Source organism: Cupriavidus pampae, from assembly GCF_914271485.1.
Taxonomy (GTDB): domain Bacteria; phylum Pseudomonadota; class Gammaproteobacteria; order Burkholderiales; family Burkholderiaceae; genus Cupriavidus; species Cupriavidus pampae.
Map to the genome: position 1 here is coordinate 367,128 of NZ_CAJZAG010000006.1, position 17,072 is coordinate 384,199.

Annotated in this window: 17 protein-coding genes; 10 read left to right on the plus strand and 7 right to left on the minus strand. The window is 66.4% G+C overall.

Annotated elements, in window-relative coordinates; genetic code table 11:
• The first annotated feature begins 19 nt into the window (after nt 1-19).
• The 3 genes from LDO41_RS17025 (at nt 20) to LDO41_RS17035 (ending at nt 2,659) form a co-directional block, all read left to right on the plus strand.
• Entirely contained in the window at nt 20-964 is a 945-nt protein-coding gene (locus LDO41_RS17025; RefSeq protein WP_223990239.1) for a biotin--[acetyl-CoA-carboxylase] ligase, read from the plus strand.
• Nucleotides 961-1,779: a type III pantothenate kinase gene (locus tag LDO41_RS17030; RefSeq protein WP_223990241.1), complete on the plus strand. Its 819-nt coding sequence runs from the start codon at nt 961-963 to the stop codon at nt 1,777-1,779. Before LDO41_RS17025 ends, LDO41_RS17030 begins: the two co-directional genes overlap by 4 nt.
• Before the next feature lie 145 nt (nt 1,780-1,924).
• Nucleotides 1,925-2,659 carry an SPOR domain-containing protein gene (locus LDO41_RS17035; RefSeq protein WP_223990243.1) on the plus strand — a complete coding sequence of 245 codons (735 nt, stop codon included), beginning with the start codon at nt 1,925-1,927 and terminating at the stop codon, nt 2,657-2,659.
• Nucleotides 2,660-2,667: 8 nt separating this feature from the next.
• On the opposite strand, the gene rfaE2 is transcribed toward LDO41_RS17035, so the two are convergent.
• The 6 genes from rfaE2 to LDO41_RS17065 form a co-directional block, all read right to left on the minus strand.
• Nucleotides 2,668-3,162 (minus strand): D-glycero-beta-D-manno-heptose 1-phosphate adenylyltransferase, encoded by a 495-nt coding sequence (gene rfaE2, locus LDO41_RS17040; protein WP_223990245.1) that lies wholly within the window; start codon nt 3,160-3,162, stop codon nt 2,668-2,670.
• A 38-nt stretch (nt 3,163-3,200) separates the two neighbouring features.
• Nucleotides 3,201-4,040, minus strand: coding sequence for a ferritin family protein (locus LDO41_RS17045; protein ID WP_109582382.1), 840 nt, complete (start codon nt 4,038-4,040; stop codon nt 3,201-3,203).
• A 201-nt stretch (nt 4,041-4,241) separates the two neighbouring features.
• Nucleotides 4,242-5,471, minus strand: a complete 1,230-nt coding sequence (locus LDO41_RS17050; protein WP_223990494.1) for a patatin-like phospholipase family protein — start codon at nt 5,469-5,471, stop codon at nt 4,242-4,244.
• A gap of 62 nt (nt 5,472-5,533) precedes the next feature.
• The gene (locus LDO41_RS17055; RefSeq protein ID WP_223990496.1) at nt 5,534-6,433 is read right to left on the minus strand and encodes a PhaM family polyhydroxyalkanoate granule multifunctional regulatory protein; all 900 of its coding nucleotides are present in this window, start codon (nt 6,431-6,433) and stop codon (nt 5,534-5,536) included.
• A 58-nt stretch (nt 6,434-6,491) separates the two neighbouring features.
• The gene (locus LDO41_RS17060; RefSeq protein WP_223990247.1) at nt 6,492-7,352 is read right to left on the minus strand and encodes an enoyl-CoA hydratase/isomerase family protein; all 861 of its coding nucleotides are present in this window, start codon (nt 7,350-7,352) and stop codon (nt 6,492-6,494) included.
• A 74-nt stretch (nt 7,353-7,426) separates the two neighbouring features.
• A complete protein-coding gene (locus LDO41_RS17065) occupies nt 7,427-8,407 on the minus strand; it encodes a fumarylacetoacetate hydrolase family protein (RefSeq protein ID WP_223990249.1) in 981 nt (326 codons plus the stop codon).
• A 104-nt stretch (nt 8,408-8,511) separates the two neighbouring features.
• On the opposite strand from LDO41_RS17065, the gene LDO41_RS17070 reads away from it, so the two are divergent.
• The 4 genes from LDO41_RS17070 to LDO41_RS17085 all read left to right on the plus strand — a co-directional run bounded on the left by LDO41_RS17070 (nt 8,512) and on the right by LDO41_RS17085 (nt 11,966).
• On the plus strand, nt 8,512-9,360 hold the full coding sequence (locus LDO41_RS17070; RefSeq protein ID WP_223990251.1) for an IclR family transcriptional regulator: 849 nt from the start codon (nt 8,512-8,514) through the stop codon (nt 9,358-9,360).
• The gene (locus LDO41_RS17075) at nt 9,320-10,444 is read left to right on the plus strand and encodes a DUF3108 domain-containing protein (RefSeq protein ID WP_318036294.1); all 1,125 of its coding nucleotides are present in this window, start codon (nt 9,320-9,322) and stop codon (nt 10,442-10,444) included. The genes LDO41_RS17070 and LDO41_RS17075 overlap by 41 nt, the downstream gene beginning before the upstream one ends.
• A gap of 146 nt (nt 10,445-10,590) precedes the next feature.
• Entirely contained in the window at nt 10,591-11,433 is an 843-nt protein-coding gene (gene pcaD, locus LDO41_RS17080) for a 3-oxoadipate enol-lactonase (RefSeq protein ID WP_223990254.1), read from the plus strand.
• Between the two features lie 275 nt (nt 11,434-11,708).
• Nucleotides 11,709-11,966 carry a BTH_I0359 family protein gene (locus tag LDO41_RS17085; protein ID WP_223990256.1) on the plus strand — a complete coding sequence of 86 codons (258 nt, stop codon included), beginning with the start codon at nt 11,709-11,711 and terminating at the stop codon, nt 11,964-11,966.
• 78 nt (nt 11,967-12,044) lie between these two features.
• Here the strand turns inward: LDO41_RS17085 and LDO41_RS17090 are convergent, their stop codons facing one another.
• Nucleotides 12,045-12,437, minus strand: a complete 393-nt coding sequence (locus LDO41_RS17090; RefSeq protein WP_223990258.1) for a rhodanese-like domain-containing protein — start codon at nt 12,435-12,437, stop codon at nt 12,045-12,047.
• 140 nt (nt 12,438-12,577) lie between these two features.
• Between LDO41_RS17090 and LDO41_RS17095 the strand changes: the two genes are divergently transcribed.
• The 3 genes from LDO41_RS17095 to LDO41_RS17105 all read left to right on the plus strand — a co-directional run bounded on the left by LDO41_RS17095 (nt 12,578) and on the right by LDO41_RS17105 (nt 17,046).
• Nucleotides 12,578-13,654 carry a homocysteine S-methyltransferase family protein gene (locus tag LDO41_RS17095; protein WP_223990260.1) on the plus strand — a complete coding sequence of 359 codons (1,077 nt, stop codon included), beginning with the start codon at nt 12,578-12,580 and terminating at the stop codon, nt 13,652-13,654.
• Between the two features lie 72 nt (nt 13,655-13,726).
• Nucleotides 13,727-16,489 carry a methionine synthase gene (gene metH, locus LDO41_RS17100; protein WP_290370896.1) on the plus strand — a complete coding sequence of 921 codons (2,763 nt, stop codon included), beginning with the start codon at nt 13,727-13,729 and terminating at the stop codon, nt 16,487-16,489.
• A gap of 200 nt (nt 16,490-16,689) precedes the next feature.
• Nucleotides 16,690-17,046 (plus strand): hypothetical protein, encoded by a 357-nt coding sequence (locus tag LDO41_RS17105; RefSeq protein ID WP_223990263.1) that lies wholly within the window; start codon nt 16,690-16,692, stop codon nt 17,044-17,046.
• Nucleotides 17,047-17,072 lie beyond the last annotated feature (26 nt).

Consider the following 17,072-nt stretch of genomic DNA (forward strand, 5'->3'; position numbering starts at 1 on the left):
ACCGTCCACGCCAGCCGTCATGTCCGACCCGCTTCGTTCCCCCGCTAGTTCCGCGGGCCCCTCCGCCGCCCCCTGCGCCGACCCCCGCGCCACCAAGCCGGCGCCCTGGCGCATCGACGCCGCCGCGCTACGCGCCGCGCTCGTGGGCCCGGCGCGCCGCTGGGCGGTCGAGACCGTCGAGGAAACCGGCTCGACCAACGCGGACCTCGTACACGCGTGCCGCATGGCCGAGTGGCCAGCGGCCGATGGTGAGGCCGATGGTGAGGCCAGCGGCGTGCAGGTACGACATACCTACCTCCAGACCGCTGGGCGCGGCCGGCAGGGCCGGCCATGGCAACAGGGGCAGGCCGGACTGACATTCTCGGTGGCGCTGCCGCTCGCGCTGCCATTGGCGCGGCTGGCAGGGCTGAGCCTCGCAGTGGGACTGGCCGTGGCCGAGGCGCTCGACGACTGCATGGGCGCGGACTCCACGTCACCGGCTACGCCCGTCCGCCTGAAATGGCCCAACGACCTGCAGGTGGACGGCCGCAAGCTGGCCGGCATCCTGATCGAGACCGTGCCCGCTGGCACGGGGCGGGTCTGGGCCGTGGTCGGCATCGGCATCAACCTTGTGCGTGACGCGGCGACGGAAGCCGCGCTGGGCCGCGCGCTCGCGGGCGTGGAAGAGGTGCTGCCGGGCTTCGACGTCCGGCACGACGCCACGCGCGTGTTCGCCGCCGTGCTCAACCGGCTGGCCGCCATGCGCGAGGTGTTCGTGGCGGAGGGCCTGGCGCCGATGACCGCGCGCTGGTCCGCGCGCGACGCGTTTCGCGACGAGCCGGTGCGCCTGTTGCAGGACGGCCGCCTGATCGCCGAAGGCCTGGCGCGCGGCGTGGATGACGAGGGCCATCTGCTGCTCGAGACCGACGCGGGCCTGCAACGTGTGACCAGCGGCGAAGTGTCGTTGCGGGGAGCGCAAGCATGAGCGCGCTGCTGATCGATATTGGCAACACGCGCCTCAAGTGGGCGTGGTGCGCCACGCTCGAAGCGGATCCGTCGGTGGCGCAGCCCTGGCACTTTGACGGGGCGATTGCCCATGGCGCCCCGCAAGAGGCAGCCGAGCTGGGCCAGACCGTCGAGGCCTGGCGTGCGCTGGCCGCGGCAGGGGCGCAGGTACCGGAAGTCTGGATCGCCAACGTGGCTGGCGACGCGGGCGCCGAGCGCGCCAACGCGCTGCTCAAGCAGGCGTTTGGTGGCGCGGCCCCGCTGGAATGGGTACGCACGACGGCCGCGTATGGCGACCTCGTCAACGGCTACCGGGAGCCCACGCAACTCGGTGTCGACCGTTGGGTCGGGGCGATCGGCGCGCATCGCCGGTATCCCGGTGAAACGTTGCTGCTGGTCACCGCCGGCACCGCGACCACGCTCGATATCATCACCGCCAGCGCCGACGGGGCACGGTTCGATGGCGGGCTGATCCTGCCGGGGCTGGCGCTGATGCTCGGCGCGCTCGCCCGCAATACGGCGCAACTTCCGGCGCTTGATGTCACCGATACGGTCGCCGCCACGCGCGGAGCGTTGGGCGCTGACAACACTCACGACGCCATCGCCGCCGGCTGCCTGGCCGCGCAGACTGGCGCCATCGCCCAGACATGGCGTGCGCTCGCGGCCCGCGGGCCGGTGCGCTGCGTGCTGTCGGGCGGCGCGCGCCATGCGCTGGCCGGCGCACTCGCGATGCCGATCGAGTTGCACGATAATCTGGTGTTACTTGGGCTGCACGCTATGGCCTTGCGCCGCTAAACTCGGTGCCTGGCCTCAGTGCCCGACGATACGGGCGCCTGAATCGGATAGTTCGTGGACCCTTCGCGGACCTTTTTCGGACCCTTCGCGCGCCCGTTTCACAACGCAGACCGCAAGGTCGCTCAACCCCACACCGCTCGCCTCGATGCCGAACAAAGGCCTGACCGTATCGCTGCTGATCCTGCTGGTCATCAACGCGCTGCTGCTTGCGGCCGCCTGGGGTGTGTTCGGCCCCGAGCCACTGGCTGGCTGGATGGAAAGCCCGCGCGAGCCGCAGCGCGTGGATCAGCAGGTGCGCAAGGAACGCATGGAAGTCGTGCCAGCGAGCGCGCCCGGGGCCAGCAACAGCACCGCGCCACGGGGCAGCCTGAGCAGCGTCACGGGCGTTGCCGCCACCAAGATCGTGGCCGCCGCGACCGGCGTCTGTCTGGAACTGGGTGGCTTTACGCCGACCGGCGCCCGACGCGCCACCGAAGCACTGGCCACCCTGCCGGTGGAAGCGTTCGAACGGGAGCAGCAGGTGCGCTGGTGGGTCCATCTGCCCGCGCAGCCGACGCAGGACAATGCGGATCGCAAGCTGGCCGAACTGCGCCGGCGCCATGTGACCGACGTCGCGGTGGTGACCAGCGGCACGTCGGAGACGCAGATGACCTACACGGTGTCGCTCGGACTGTTCCATGAACGTGAGCGCGCGGAGCGATTTCTGGAGACGTTGCGCGGACAGGGCGTGCGCACGGCGATGATCAGCGATGCGCCGCGCGCGGTGTCGCGCCAATGGCTGCGTGTGCGACGCGTCGATGAAACCGCGCGCGCGCAACTGGAAGACGTAAAGCGGAAATTTGGCGCGGAAGACCTGCAGGCCTGCGCGCTGGCGAGCTGATCCGTGGATCAGCGCTGCTGGCGAACCTTCGTCAGCAGCTTGGTGGTGGAGCGGTCGTGGAGGAAGTTGATCGCGTACGCCTGGCCGCCCCAGCTGCGCACCAGTCGCGTTTCCTCGAGCGTATCGATATCGTAGTCGCCGCCCTTGACGTAGACGTCGGGCCGCACGAGCCGGATCAGTTCCACTGGCGTCTGCTCGCGGAACATCGCCACCAGATCCACTGCGCCGAGCGCCGCAATCAGCGCCATGCGATCGGCTTCATGATTGAGCGGCCGATCGTCGCCCTTGCCGAGCATCTTCACCGACGCATCGCTGTTGACACCCACCACCAGACTCGCGCCCATCGCGCGCGCCTGCGCGAGGTAGGTCGCGTGCCCGCGATGCAGGATGTCGAACACCCCATTGGTGAACACGAGCGGACGCGGCAACGCGGCGACGGCCGCGTGCAACGCGGCGACGTCGTCCGCGGGGACGAGTTTCGATTCGAAAGCGGGAGCCGTCATAGGGAACGAACGCGATGGGCGACCGGGTTGAACCCTGCTCACGCGCCCTGCAGGCTCGCGTTCAGTTCCTTGCGATAGCGATTCAGGTCCTGCACCGAGTCGAACGTGCGTTCGAACAGCAGCGACATGTTGTGCAGAATGCGCTCGATCACCTTCTTCTCCCAGCCTTCGTCGAAGCGGATCTGCTCGTCGAGCCAGTGCTCGAGCCAGTCCGGATCCGGCAGGCGGGACTGCACGGTGTCGTTGGGGAACAACGCTTTGTTCACGTGCAGGTTGGTCGGGTGCAGCGGCTTTTCGGTACGACGTGCCGATGCCATCAGCACGCCGATCTTGGCGAATGCCGCGCGCGCGCTGTCACCGAACTGCGCCAGGTACTTCTTCATGTAGCGCAGATAGGCGCCGCCATGGCGGGCTTCGTCTTGCGACAGCGTGCGGTAGATGTGCTTGATCACCGGCTCCGTGTGCCATTCGGCCGCACGGCGATACCAGTGATTCAGGCGGATCTCGCCGCAGAAATGCAGCATCAGCGTTTCCAGCGGCGGCGCCGGGTCGAACTCGAAGCGCACCGCGTGCAGCTCTTCTTCGGTCGGCACGAGGTCCGGACGGAAGCGGCGCAGGTACTCCATGAGCACGAGCGAATGCTTCTGTTCCTCGAAGAACCAGATGCTCATGAATGCCGAAAAGTCCGAATCGTGCCGGTTGTCACGCAGGAACATCTCGGTGGCAGGCAGCGCCGACCATTCCGTGATCGCGTTCATGCGGATGGTCTTGGCCTGATCGTCGGTCAACAGGCTGGCGTCGAAGTCATCCCATGGGATGTCCTTGTCCATGTGCCAGCGGACCGATTCCAGTGATTTGAACAGTTCGGGGTAGAGCATGGTAAGCCTTTGAAATTACGGGCGGATTCTACCAGATGGGAATCATTCTCGAATATTTTCTCTAATTCCTTTTTAGGCGCAAAGCAGTGAAATACAAACGAGTTATACGCCCATTGGCCGCCTCGCTTGACAGAAATACCAAAACACATGTGCGAAGTGGCGAAAGTGCTATATCGCCTGTGACGTGCTAGTGGGAGTCGTTCAAACGCCCAGTCGTTCCCCGACGGCATGGCTCGGGGCAGCGCCGTGGGTGGTGGGCGCGCCGTGGCCGTGAGCCGGCGGGGCAGTCGTTGACGGCACCACGCCATAGAGAAACGCCGCGATTTCGTCGGCCTGTGCCTCGGCGTCGCGCTCGCCGAGTGCAAGCAGCGCCTGCGTGAACGCAGGCTCGAACAGCAGATAGCTGGCAAATGCCGCGCCGCGCGCCTCGGTACCGCCGAGCGGGGCGAGCAAGGCGCGCACCGTGCGCGGTAATCGGTCGATATGCGCGGCCGCGATGGCTTCGATCGGCTCGCTCGGCGCGATCGTCATCACCTCGACTGGCCGCCAGCCCTCGGCATCGCCGGCCACTTCCGGCATGCGCGCGAGCAGGCGGTTGATATGCTGCAGCCGTTCGAGGTCCGCCTGCAGACCGTCAAGGAAGATGCTTGCCAGCGCCTGGCCGCCGACCTGCGCCAGCGAGGGATAGCCGCCCGCGGGCACGGTATCGAACCAGCCCGCGCGCTGGCGCGACGCCGCGCCGATGGCCAGGATGCGCGAAGCGCCGAGGTGGATCGCCGGCGACAGCGGCGACATCTGCCGCATGGTGCCGTCACCGAACCACTCGTGGTGACCCTCGATCTCGAGCGGGATCGAGGGAAACAGGAACGGGATCGACGAGGACGCGAGCAGGTGATCGACACCGATGCGCGCTTCCACGGCCACGCGCTGGCTCCGATGCCAGGGATGGATGCGTCGGTGCGATTGATAGAACGTGACATGGCGCCCGGTGGAGTACGAGAGCGCGGTCACAGCGAACGCGTGGAGCACACCGGCATCGAGGCTCGCCTGCACGCGCTCGCTGTCGAACAATTCGCCGAGCATGCCGCCCAGCGGCGCGTTGTCGAACAGCGCGCGCGGGGCGCGCCGCGTGGCCCAGCCGAAAGCGAGCGAAGACAGCCAGCGCGCACCGGATGCGCCTACGCGCAGCACGTCGGTCCGATAAACGTCGTCGGCGTGGATGCCATGCCAGAGCGCGGCCAGGCTGTCGGCCGCGGCCTGGAAATCGGCGGCGCCGATCGCCAGGCCCGCACCGTTGACCGCACCGGCCGAGGTGCCCGCGATGATGCCGAACGGCAGCGGGCCACGTGCCATGCCATGCCGCGCGGCAATGCGCGCGATGCCGGCCAGCACGCCAGCCTGATACGCGGCGCGTGCGCCGCCGCCCATCATGATCAGCGCGGTCTGCTGGCGCCGAGGGGCGGGGTTCGAGGCGATGGGTGCAGACGGTGCGATCACGCGGATTTCTTCGCGGCAGCTTTCTTTGTCACCGCCTTCTTTGCCACGGCCTTCTTTTTCGCTGCCGGCTTCGGCTTCGCAGCTTTCTTCGCTGCCGTCTTGCCGGCGGCCTTTTGCGCGGGCTTTGCGGCCGACTTGCCGGGTGGCTTGCCTGACGATGCGGTCGTCTTCCGCGTTGTCGTCCCCGGCGCCGGCCGCGCCGGTTCCGCCGCGCTCACACCGCCCGGACTGCCGAACGGCGCCATGCTGGCCGCCGCAGCACCACTCGCGATCTGGTTGAACTGCTGTTGCAGCAGGTTCCACCACAGGGCCGCGTTCGGCGGCAGGGCCGCTTCCTCGCCCGCAGCCTCACCGTTGCCTGTGGTGTCGCCCGTCGTGGCATGACCCTCGGGCGCCGCGGCCTCCACCGGCGCATCGTCGGGCAGCGCCTCGGTGTTCTCGTCCGCGAACTCGTCTTCGTCTTCCACCTCGTCCCACGCGCCCGGCGGATCGTCGTCACTCGCTACGTCCGGCGCGCTTTCCGGCGCGCGCGTGGGCATCGTGAACGCATGATGATGCGGCGTGGCGCTCGGCGCGTTGGCCGCGCGCGCGACGTTCTCCATCGCGGTCTGCATCGCGTCGGGGGAGAGCGCCTTGCCGAACGTCTGCAACGCGACGAGCGTCGCGCGCTGGACCTCGAGCCCCTGGATGGTGGTGCGCAGCAGGCTCGCGTTGAGCTGCAGCCAGCCCTCGACGGCCTTGAGGTCGTGAATGCGCTTGTCGACGTCCTCGAGGTCCATCGGCGGCGTCATCGCCTGCATGCCCGGCATCATGCCGCCGGGCATGGCGCTGCTCGCGCCCCAGAGGTTGCGCAGGAACTCGAAGCCGTTGCTGAAATCGGGAATCTGTCCAAACATGGTCATGCACTCCCCTAGATCGGATGGAAGACCGGCGGATGAAAGACCGGCAGATTGATTAGCCGAACTCCGGCGGACGCTTCTGGCGCAGACTCGCCACGCCTTCGTGCACGTCGGGCCCGGAGAAACCCATGAATTCGAGCGCCAGCGAGGTATCGAACGCGGGACCGGCCATGCGCAACCAGTTGTTGAGCGCGTACTTGGTCCAGCGAATCGCGGTTTGCGAGCCCGCCGCCAGCCGTTCCGCCACTTCAAAGGCTTTCGCGACCAGCGCCTGCTCGTCCACCGCCAGCGATACCAGGCCGATCCGCTCGGCTTCCTCGCCGCTGACCGACTCGCACAGCATCAGATAGTACTTGGCCTTGGCCATTCCGCACAGCAGCGGCCAGACGATGGCGGCATGATCGCCCGCCGCCACGCCGAGCCGCGTGTGCCCATCGACGATGCGCGCGCCGCGCGCGGCGATCGAGATGTCGGCCAGCAGCCCCGCCACTAGCCCGGCGCCCACGGCAGGGCCATGCATTGCAGACACCACGGGCTTGTCGCAATTGATGAGGTTGTAGACGAGGTCGCGCGCTTCCTGCCACACGCGGGTGCGCGTGGCGAAATCATTGGCCATCGCCTCGACCAGCGCCAGGTCGCCGCCCGCGGAGAAGCCCTTGCCCTCGCCGCGGATCAGCGCCACACGGATGTCGGGGTCGGCCGAGACATCGCGCCAGATCTCGGCCAGTTCGCGATGCATGTCGGCATCGGCGGTGGCGAGCTTGCCATTGGCCGACTGCCCGGCGCCCATCACGATCTCGAGGATCGATCCATGCCGCCGCAGCGTCAGCGCGCGGTAGCGCTCGAAACGCGGTGAGAGGGGATGTGAGGGCTGTGAGGGCTGTGACGGTTGTGAGGTCTGCGGTGCTGCGTCCATCGTTGTCTCCGGTGTTGTTATCGTGGGCTCCTGTCCTGCCGGAGCCGGTTACACGCGCGATGGTCGGTGTCCTGCTAGCGTTGCGACACCGCCTGGTCGATTGCGCCAAAGATCGACTGGCCCTGCGCGTCGAACATCTCGATGCGCACGGCGTCGCCGAACTTCATGAAGGCCGTCACGGGCTTGCCGCCCTCGATGGTCTCGATCATGCGCTGCTCGGCGATGCAGGCGTAGCCCTTGCTGCGATCGACGTTGGAGATCGTGCCTGAACCGACGATCGAGCCCGCGCGCACATTGCGCGTCTTGCAGATATGCGCGATCAGCTGGCCGAAGTCGAACACCATGTCGGTGCCGCACTCGGGCGCGCCCACCTTCTTGCTGTTCCAGTGCACGATCATCGGCCGATGCACCTTGCGCTCGCGCCACGCCTCGCCGAGCTCGTCGGGCGTGATCGCCACCGGCGAGAACGCGGTGGCCGGCTTGCTCTGGAAGAAGCCGAAGCCCTTGCCGAGTTCGGCCGGAATCAGGTTTCGCAGCGACACGTCGTTGGCGAGCATCACGAGGCGGATGGCGTCGGCCGCCTGCTCGGGCGTCGCGCCCAGGCGGACGTCGCCGGTGATCACGGCCACTTCGGCCTCGAAGTCGATGCCCCACGCTTCGTTCGGGCACACGATGTCGTCCTGCGCGCCAATGAAGTCGTCGGAGCCGCCCTGGTACATCAGCGGATCGGTCCAGAATTCGGGCGGCATCTCGGCCCCGCGCGCGCGGCGCACGAGTTCGACGTGGTTCACGTAGGCCGAACCGTCGGCCCATTGATACGCGCGCGGTAGCGGCGCCATGCAATCCTTGGGCGCGAACGGAAACGGATGGCGCGCACGGCCCGCGTTGAGCGCTTCGTAGAGGTCCTGCAACTGCGGCGAGTAGAAAGTCCAGTCGTCGAGCGCGGTCTGCAGCGTGCTGGCGATGTTGGTAGCGAAATGCGCGGTCTTGAGGTCGCGGGACACCACCACGAGCTGGCCGTCGCGCGAGCCGTCCTTGAGAGTTGCAAGTTTCATGCGATTGTCGAAGCCATTGCGGGATGGGCGGTAGTGTAACGGAGCGCCCGGGTAGAATCCTTCACTCCTCAACGTCCACGCCAGTCACCACACCGCATAGCGCCATGACCGAACCGGAAGATGACGAATCGAAAGCGCGCGCCGGCATCCAGTCCATCGAGGTCGGATTCCGGCTGTTGCAGGCGCTGGCCGCATCGCCGCGCGCGATGATGCTGCGCGACCTTGCCGCGGCCGCCGAGATGCCACCGGCCAAGGCGCATCGCTACCTCGTCAGTTTTCAGCGACTCGGTGTGGTCACGCAGGATGTCGCGAGCGGCCGCTATGACCTCGGCCCGTTCGCATTGCAACTCGGACTGGCCGGGCTCAACCGGCTCGATCCGGTGCGCAAGGCGCGGCCCGTGTTGTCGCAGTTGCGCGACGAGATCGATCAGACCGCGGGCATCGCGGTGTGGGGCAACCATGGGCCGACCATCGTCCATTGGGAAGAATCCAGCCATCCGGTCACCGTCAGCCTGCGTCTGGGCGATGTGATGCCGATGCTCAATTCGGCCACCGGACGGCTCTTCGGCGCGTATCTGCCGCGCCGGCAGACATTGCCCACGATCGAACGCGAACTGGCGCTGCGTACCGCCGCAGCCCCGCCCGCCTCGGCCCGCGCGGCGGTGCAGCTGGCCCTGCAGGAATACGACGTGGTCTGCGCGGACGTGCGCGCGCAGGGCGCCGCGCGCACGCGCGGTGGCGTGCTGCCGGGCATCAACGCGATCTCCGTGCCGGTGTTCGATGCCAGCGGCCATGTGGCGCTCGCGCTGATCGTGCTCGGCGCCGAAAGCGTATTCGATGCAGAATGGGGCAGCGCGATCGATCGCCGCGTGCGTGACATCGCCCGACAGATTTCATCGGAACTTGGCTATCTTGGCGGCACCCCACCGGCCGCAGCGGCCGGCCTCTCCTGATATTCGTGCGCGCCGGCGTTGGCGCTGGGGCGGCGTTGCCGCTCTCGTACTGGGCATGCATGCGCTGGTGCTGCTGGGACTCATGCGCATGCCGCAGCCGCGCCTGCCGGACCTCCCCGACGCGCCCTCGTTGCAGGCCATTCTGCTACCGCCGCCGCCACCGCCCGTCGTGGCCAGACCGGTGCCGCCGGTTCCTTCGATAGCGCGGCCCCGCGCGCCAGCTCCCGCACCTGCCGCCGCCCCAACGCCCCCAACGCCCCCCCCGCCGCCAACGGCCCCGGTCGAATCGCCGCCGGCCGCCGCACCGCCGCTGGCCACCGCGCCGACCGGCGAGATGGCCACCGTCACCGGCAGTGGCACCGATGGCAACGCCTCAGGGGCGGCTGCCACCGGATCATCGACCGGTACGCCGAGCGCCGCGGCGGAGCCACCGGCGCCAGCCTATGTGGCACCGCCTTCGGCGACCCTCGATTACGCGAGCTTCGTCAACGGCGTACAAAACCCCGATGGCCGGATCCGCTGGGAGCAGGATGGCGCCCACTATCGGCTGGCTGTGGAAACGCGCGTGCTGTGGTTTCGCTTCGCGTTCCAGAGTACAGGCGCACTGAATGAACGGGGACTGGCCCCGGAACGGTACGAAGAAAACTGGCGCGGCAAGGTGCGCGCCGCGCGTATCGACCGCGCGGCCGGTGTGGTGGCGTTCGAATCGCGCGGCAATCAGGTGCCGCTGCCGCCCGACTTGCAGGATCGCTTCAGCGTGTTCCTGCAGATCGTCGGGTGGGTGCGCGGCGATCCCGCGCGCTATGCCACGCCCGGTGTGACCGAAACCTTTCATCTGGCGGACACCAGCGACGTGGAGGCCATTCAGGTGCAATACGTCGGTGAAGACGATATCGACGTCGGCAATGGCCAGTTCATCACGCGCGCCAAACATTTCGTGCGCCTGCCACGCCGCGCCGATGACAAGCGACGCGTGGAAATCTGGCTCGCCCCCTCCCTTGGCTGGATGCCCGCGAGACTGCGGCAGACCGAGCCAGATGGCACACAAATCGATCTGGTCTATCGTGGAGGAACGGGGCGCTGATTTCCTGTCAGCATTCCTCCGACACAAAAATCGGCGGCCGATGATTGTTCATCGGGCCGCCATCGCCAACCATGAAGGAATGCTGCGGGAAGTACGACCTTCTTTGCGGCCAGCAGGACCAGCCAGTACCCCAAACCGGAGACTTTATGAAGCCGTCGGCCAGCCCCTCACACATGCAGCATGTGCAGGTCGGCGATATCGCGTTGCAGGTGCGTGTCGATGGCACCGAGGGTCCGTGGGTTGTACTCATACACGCGTTGGGTGCCAATCTGTCGCTGTGGGACGACACGGCGCGGCACCTTGCATCACGCTATCGCGTACTGCGCATCGATCTGCGTGGGCACGGCGGCAGCGCGGCGCCGGTGGGCGCATACACGATGACGCGGCTAGCCGACGATGTGGTCGGCGCGATGGATGCGCTGGAGATCGCACAGGTGCACCTGTGTGGCGTCTCGGTGGGCGGCATGGTGGGCCAGACGTTCGCGATACGGCACCCCGAGCGGCTGTTGTCGCTGACGCTCGTCGATACGATCAGTCATACCCCGATGTCGGCACATCCGATGTGGGCGAATCGCATTGGGCAGGTGGAAGCACATGGCATGGCCGGCGTGGCCGACGCCACGCTCGAGCGTTGGCTCACCGCGCCGTTTCGCAAGGCGCATCCGGACGAAGTGGCGCGCATCCGCGCGATGCTGGTGGACACGCCGGAGCAGGGATTCGTGGGGGTGGCCCAGGCCATCATGGCATTCGATCTGGTCAACGCACTGCCGCGCATCCACGTTCCCACGCTTGTGGTGGTCGGCGCGAATGACGAAGGTTCGCCGGTGTCGATGGCGGAATCGATCGCGGGGGCGATCCCGGCTGCGCGGTTAGTCGTGTTGCCAGACGCGGCCCACCTCGCTTTTATCGAACAACCGCAACGGTTTCACGAAGCATTCGACGCGTTCCTGGGGCACGCGGCATGCGGTGGGCAGTGTGATATTCCGTAACGCCGTTGGGCGTGTTGCAACACACTGATACGCAACGCTCAAGAAACTTGCGCGCACTGCCGATGCTCAAAGAGAGCAGAGAGGAAGAAAAGAGGGAAAACGAAGAGGTTGAAAGCGCCCCGCACTTGAATCACGGGCGACTACCCTCAGCTTGGAGGTGAAATCGCGGCATTGCGCCGGGGTTGCATAGATGTCAGGTGTGATACCGACACCCGACCCGATAGCTTGCAACCATCGTTGCGATAGTCGCCAACCATATGCCAGGAGGTAGTGCGATGCAAATGATCTACAACAGCGACAATTACTGCATTGTCGAGTTTGGAGCAGACGTCGAGCATGCGCCCCTTGCCTCGGGCGGCTTCGAGATCGTGGACAAGAACCTGAAACGCGAAATTTTCCTCGGTGGCCATATGGCCGAGACCTTCCGCGCGGACGTGAAACGTCTGATTGAAAGCGAGCCTTCCGTGGAAGAGGTCGACGATTTTCTCGGCAAGTTCGATACCGTGATGAACAACCCGCTGGTGATGCACTGACGAAGCTGCACGCGGGCCACGGTCTCCCTCAGCAAAACGCCCGCGGACGCGGGCGTTTTTTTATTCAGCGTTTTCCGTTCAGTACTGTTCCCACGGCAGCCCATCGTGCCGCCATCCATTGACGGTATTGCGATGCCGATCAGTATCAAGGTCGCCCTCGAATCCGTGCTGAACGTAATAGACCGTCGCGAAGCCAGCGCCTTCCAGCGCTCGCGCCGCAGCGCTGGAGCGGTTACCGCTGCGGCAGATCAGCATGACGGGCCGCGCCGAGACATGGCCCGCCAGTTTTTTGACGTTCTGCACGAAATGCGGATTGACCTCCCAGTCGGGACCGTCGTTCCAGGGCACATTGTGGGCGCCCTTGGGATGGCCGACGAACAGGTACTCCATCTCGCTGCGGCAGTCGATGAACAGGGCATCGGGCTCGCTATCGAGCAGTTGTCTGGCGTCGTTGGGAAGCAGCGTTTGCATGCGGGAGAGCCGTATGGGGAGGCCGGGCGGCGAATAGGACTCCCAGTGTAGTGCCGAGGCCCCGCGGTCCGCAACCGCAAACCATTGACGCAACTGGTAAAATCGCGGTCTTGCCGCATCGAACCGAACCGAGCTCCGATATGAGTGCCGACACCCAAGCTGCCCGTCCCGACATCCGCCCCGACGCGCGCCCCTACACGCGTGGCGCAAACCTGCCACAACTGCTGCGCGAGCGCATCCTGATTCTCGATGGCGCGATGGGGACGATGATCCAGCGCTACAAGCTGTCGGAAGCCGATTATCGCGGCACGCGCTTCGTGGACCATCACATCGACGTCAAGGGCAACAACGAACTGCTGCTGCTGACGCGTCCGCAGGTCATCAGCGAGATCCACGAACAGTACCTCGCGGCCGGTGCCGACCTCATCGAGACCAACACGTTCGGTGCCACGCGCGTGGCGCAGGAAGACTACAAGATGGCGGACCTCGCGTACGAGATGAACGTGGAGGCCGCGCGCCTGGCGCGCGCCGCGTGCGACAAGTACTCGACGCCGGACAAGCCGCGCTTTGTCGCCGGTGCATTCGGTCCCACACCCAAGACCGCGAGCATTTCGCCCGACGTCAACGACCCGGGCGCGCGCAATGTCGACTTCGAGGAACTGCGGGCGTCGTACTACGAGCAGGGCAAGGCGCTGATCGAGGGCGGCGCGGATGTATTCCTGGTCGAGACCATCTTCGACACGCTCAATGCCAAGGCCGCGCTGTACGCGATCGACCAGCTGTTCGAGGATACCGGCGAGCGTCTGCCCGTGATGATCTCGGGCACCGTGACCGACGCGTCGGGCCGCATTCTGTCCGGACAGACCGTGGAGGCGTTCTGGAACAGCCTGCGCCACGCGCGCCCGGTGACGTTCGGCCTGAACTGCGCGCTGGGTGCCACGCTGATGCGCCCGTACGTGGCCGAGCTGGCCAAGGTCTGCGACGTGCCCATCTCGTGCTACCCGAACGCGGGCCTGCCCAACCCGATGAGCGACACCGGTTTCGACGAGACGCCAGAGGTCACGTCGTCGCTGGTCGAGGAGTTCGCGGCCTCGGGCCTCGTGAACCTCGTGGGCGGTTGCTGCGGCACTACGCCCGACCACATCGCGGCGATCGCGAAGCGCGTCGCCGGCAAGGCGCCGCGCGCGTGGCCCGGCCACTATCGCGACGCCGCCTGATCAGATCGACGCCCCGGTCCGCATTGCCCCCGCGCATTGCCCCCCGCGCATCGCCCCAATAAACAGACCCATATCCGAGCCTTCGCCATGAGCCAGTCCAACCTGCCCCCGCGCCCGATGCGCCTTGCCGGCCTCGAGCCGTTCACGATCGATGACGACACGTTGTTCGTCAACGTCGGCGAGCGCACCAACGTCACGGGGTCCAAGGCGTTCGCGCGCATGATCCTCGCGGGGCAGTTCGACGAGGCGCTGGCCGTGGCGCGGCAGCAGGTGGAGAACGGCGCGCAGATCATCGATATCAACATGGACGAGGCCATGCTCGATTCGAAGGCCGCGATGGTCAGGTTCCTGAACCTGATCGCGTCCGAGCCCGATATCGCGCGTGTGCCGATCATGATCGACTCGTCCAAGTGGGATGTCATCGAGGCCGGCCTCAAATGCGTGCAGGGCAAGCCCGTGGTGAACTCGATCTCGCTCAAGGAGGGCGAGGAGCAGTTCCGCCATCAGGCCAACCTGATCCGCCGCTACGGCGCGGCGTCGGTGATCATGGCGTTCGACGAGAAGGGCCAGGCCGATACGTTCCAGCGCAAGACCGAAATCTGCAAGCGTAGCTACGACCTGCTCGTCAACGAGATCGGCTTTCCGCCCGAGGACATCATCTTCGACCCGAACATCTTCGCGGTGGCCACCGGGATCGAGGAGCATAACAACTACGCGGTGGACTTCATCGAAGCCACGCGCTGGATCAAGCAGAACCTGCCGTACGCGAAGGTGAGCGGGGGCGTGTCGAACGTGTCGTTCTCGTTCCGCGGCAACGACATGGTGCGCGAGGCGATTCACACCGTGTTCCTGTACCACGCGATTGGCGCGGGCATGGACATGGGCATCGTCAACGCGGGCCAGCTCGGCGTGTACGACCAGCTGGACCCCGAGCTGCGCGAGCGCGTGGAGGACGTGGTGCTGAATCGCCGCGACGACGCGACCGATCGTCTGCTCGAGATCGCGGACCGCTTCAAGGGCGGCGCCGCAAAGAAGGAAGAGAACCTGGCCTGGCGCGGCACGCCCGAGGCGCCGGTGTCGGTGGGTGATCGTCTGGCGCACGCGCTGGTGCATGGCATTACGAACTTCATCGTCGAGGACACCGAAGAAGCGCGCGTCATGATTCACGCGCGCGGTGGCCGTCCGATCGAGGTCATCGAAGGGCCGCTGATGGACGGCATGAACGTCGTCGGCGACCTGTTTGGCGCGGGCAAGATGTTCCTGCCGCAGGTGGTCAAGAGCGCGCGGGTGATGAAGCAGGCCGTGGCGCACCTGCTGCCGTTTATCGAGGAAGAAAAGCGTCTGCTGGCGGAAGCCGGTGGCGACGTGCGCGCGCGCGGCAAGATCGTGATCGCGACCGTCAAGGGCGATGTGCACGACATCGGCAAGAACATCGTGTCGGTGGTGCTCCAGTGCAACAATTTCGAAGTGGTCAACATGGGCGTGATGGTGCCGTGCAACGAGATCCTGGCGCGCGCCAAGGTCGAGGGCGCGGACATCGTCGGCCTGTCGGGGCTGATCACGCCGTCGCTCGAGGAAATGGCTTACGTCGCCTCCGAGATGCAGCGCGACGACTACTTCCGCATCAAGAAGATTCCGCTGCTGATCGGCGGCGCCACCACGTCGCGTGTGCATACCGCGGTGAAGATCGCGCCGCACTATGAAGGTCCGGTGGTGTACGTGCCGGACGCCTCGCGCTCGGTGAGCGTGGCGTCGAGCCTGCTGTCGGACGAAGGCGCGGCGAAGTACCTCGACGATCTGAAGACCGACTACGACCGCATCCGCACCCAGCACGCGGGCCGCAAGGCGACGCCGATGGTCACGCTGGCGGAGGCGCGCGCGAACAAGACGAAGATCGACTGGAGCACGTACGTGCCGCCAAAGCCGAAGTTCATCGGCCGCCGCGTGTTCCGCAACTACGATCTGGCCGAGCTGGCCCGCTTTATCGACTGGGGTCCGTTCTTCCAGACGTGGGACCTCGCCGGCAAATACCCGGACATCCTCAACGACGAGATCGTCGGCGAATCCGCGCGGCGTGTGTTCTCGGACGGCAAGAGCATGCTGGCGCGCCTGATTCAGGGCCGCTGGCTCAGCGCCAACGGCGTGATCGCGCTGTTGCCGGCCAACACGGTCAACGACGACGATATCGAGATCTATACCGACGAGTCGCGCACCAAGGTCGCGCTGACGTGGCACAACCTGCGCCAGCAGAGCGAGCGTCCGGTGGTCGATGGCGTGCGCCGTCCGAATCGTTCGCTGGCGGACTTTATCGCGCCGAAGGAGAGCGGCATTGCCGACTACATCGGGCTCTTCGCGGTGACGGCGGGTCTGGGCGTGGAAAAGAAGGAGCGGCAGTTCGAGGCCGATCATGACGACTACAGCGCGATCATGCTGAAGGCGCTGGCGGACCGGCTGGCCGAAGCGTTTGCCGAATGCCTGCACCAGCGCGTGCGCACGGACCTGTGGGGCTACGACGCGGCCGAGGCGCTGACCAACGAGCAACTGGTCGACGAAACCTATCGCGGCATCCGTCCGGCACCGGGCTATCCGGCGTGCCCCGAGCATACGGTCAAGGGGCCGATGTTCACGTACCTCGATGCGGCCGACATCGACATGGGCATTACCGAGGCGCTGGCGATGACGCCGGCCGCGTCGGTCAGCGGCTTCTATCTGGCGCATCCCGAGTCGACGTACTTCAGCGTCGGCAAGATCGGCACCGATCAGCTCGAGGACATGGCGGCGCGCCGTGGCGAAGATCGCGCGACGATGGAACGCGCGCTCGCGCCGAACCTGTAACGGCATGTCAGCGTCCGGTGTGCGCGGAAACGCGTATATCGGGCGCGCGCCGGTTTTCGGTTCACGGCTGCTTACAGGGCATTACAAGTGCTCACAGACGGTGCGGGGCGGACTCCATAGACTGAGCCTCAGTTCATGTGACATCGCGTGAATGCCGCGGCGAATGTTTCGCCACGGTGCATCTGAAAGGAGTCTCTCCCATGAAAAAGCTGCTGATCTCCCTGTCCGCCCTCACGATCGCCGCTGGCTCTTCGCTGGCCATGGCGCAAGGCACCGGCGTCACGACCGGAGCGCAAGGCGGCGCCGGTCTGACTGCCCCGGGCACGTCGGCCGGAGCTCAGGTTGGTGGTCAGGCTGGTGCCGGCACGAGCGCCACCACGCAGGGCGCGACCGACACGGGCGCGGATGCCAAGGCAGACACGAAGGCAGAGAGCAAGGCGGGCGCCAAGCATGGCAAGCACGCCAAGACCACCAAGCCCAAGAAGGGCACCGATGCCAGCCTGGGCACCAGCGCGGTGACCGGCGGCAGTACGGAGGCGGGAAGCAAGATCCAATAGCCTCCAATAGCCGCATCGTATCCGTC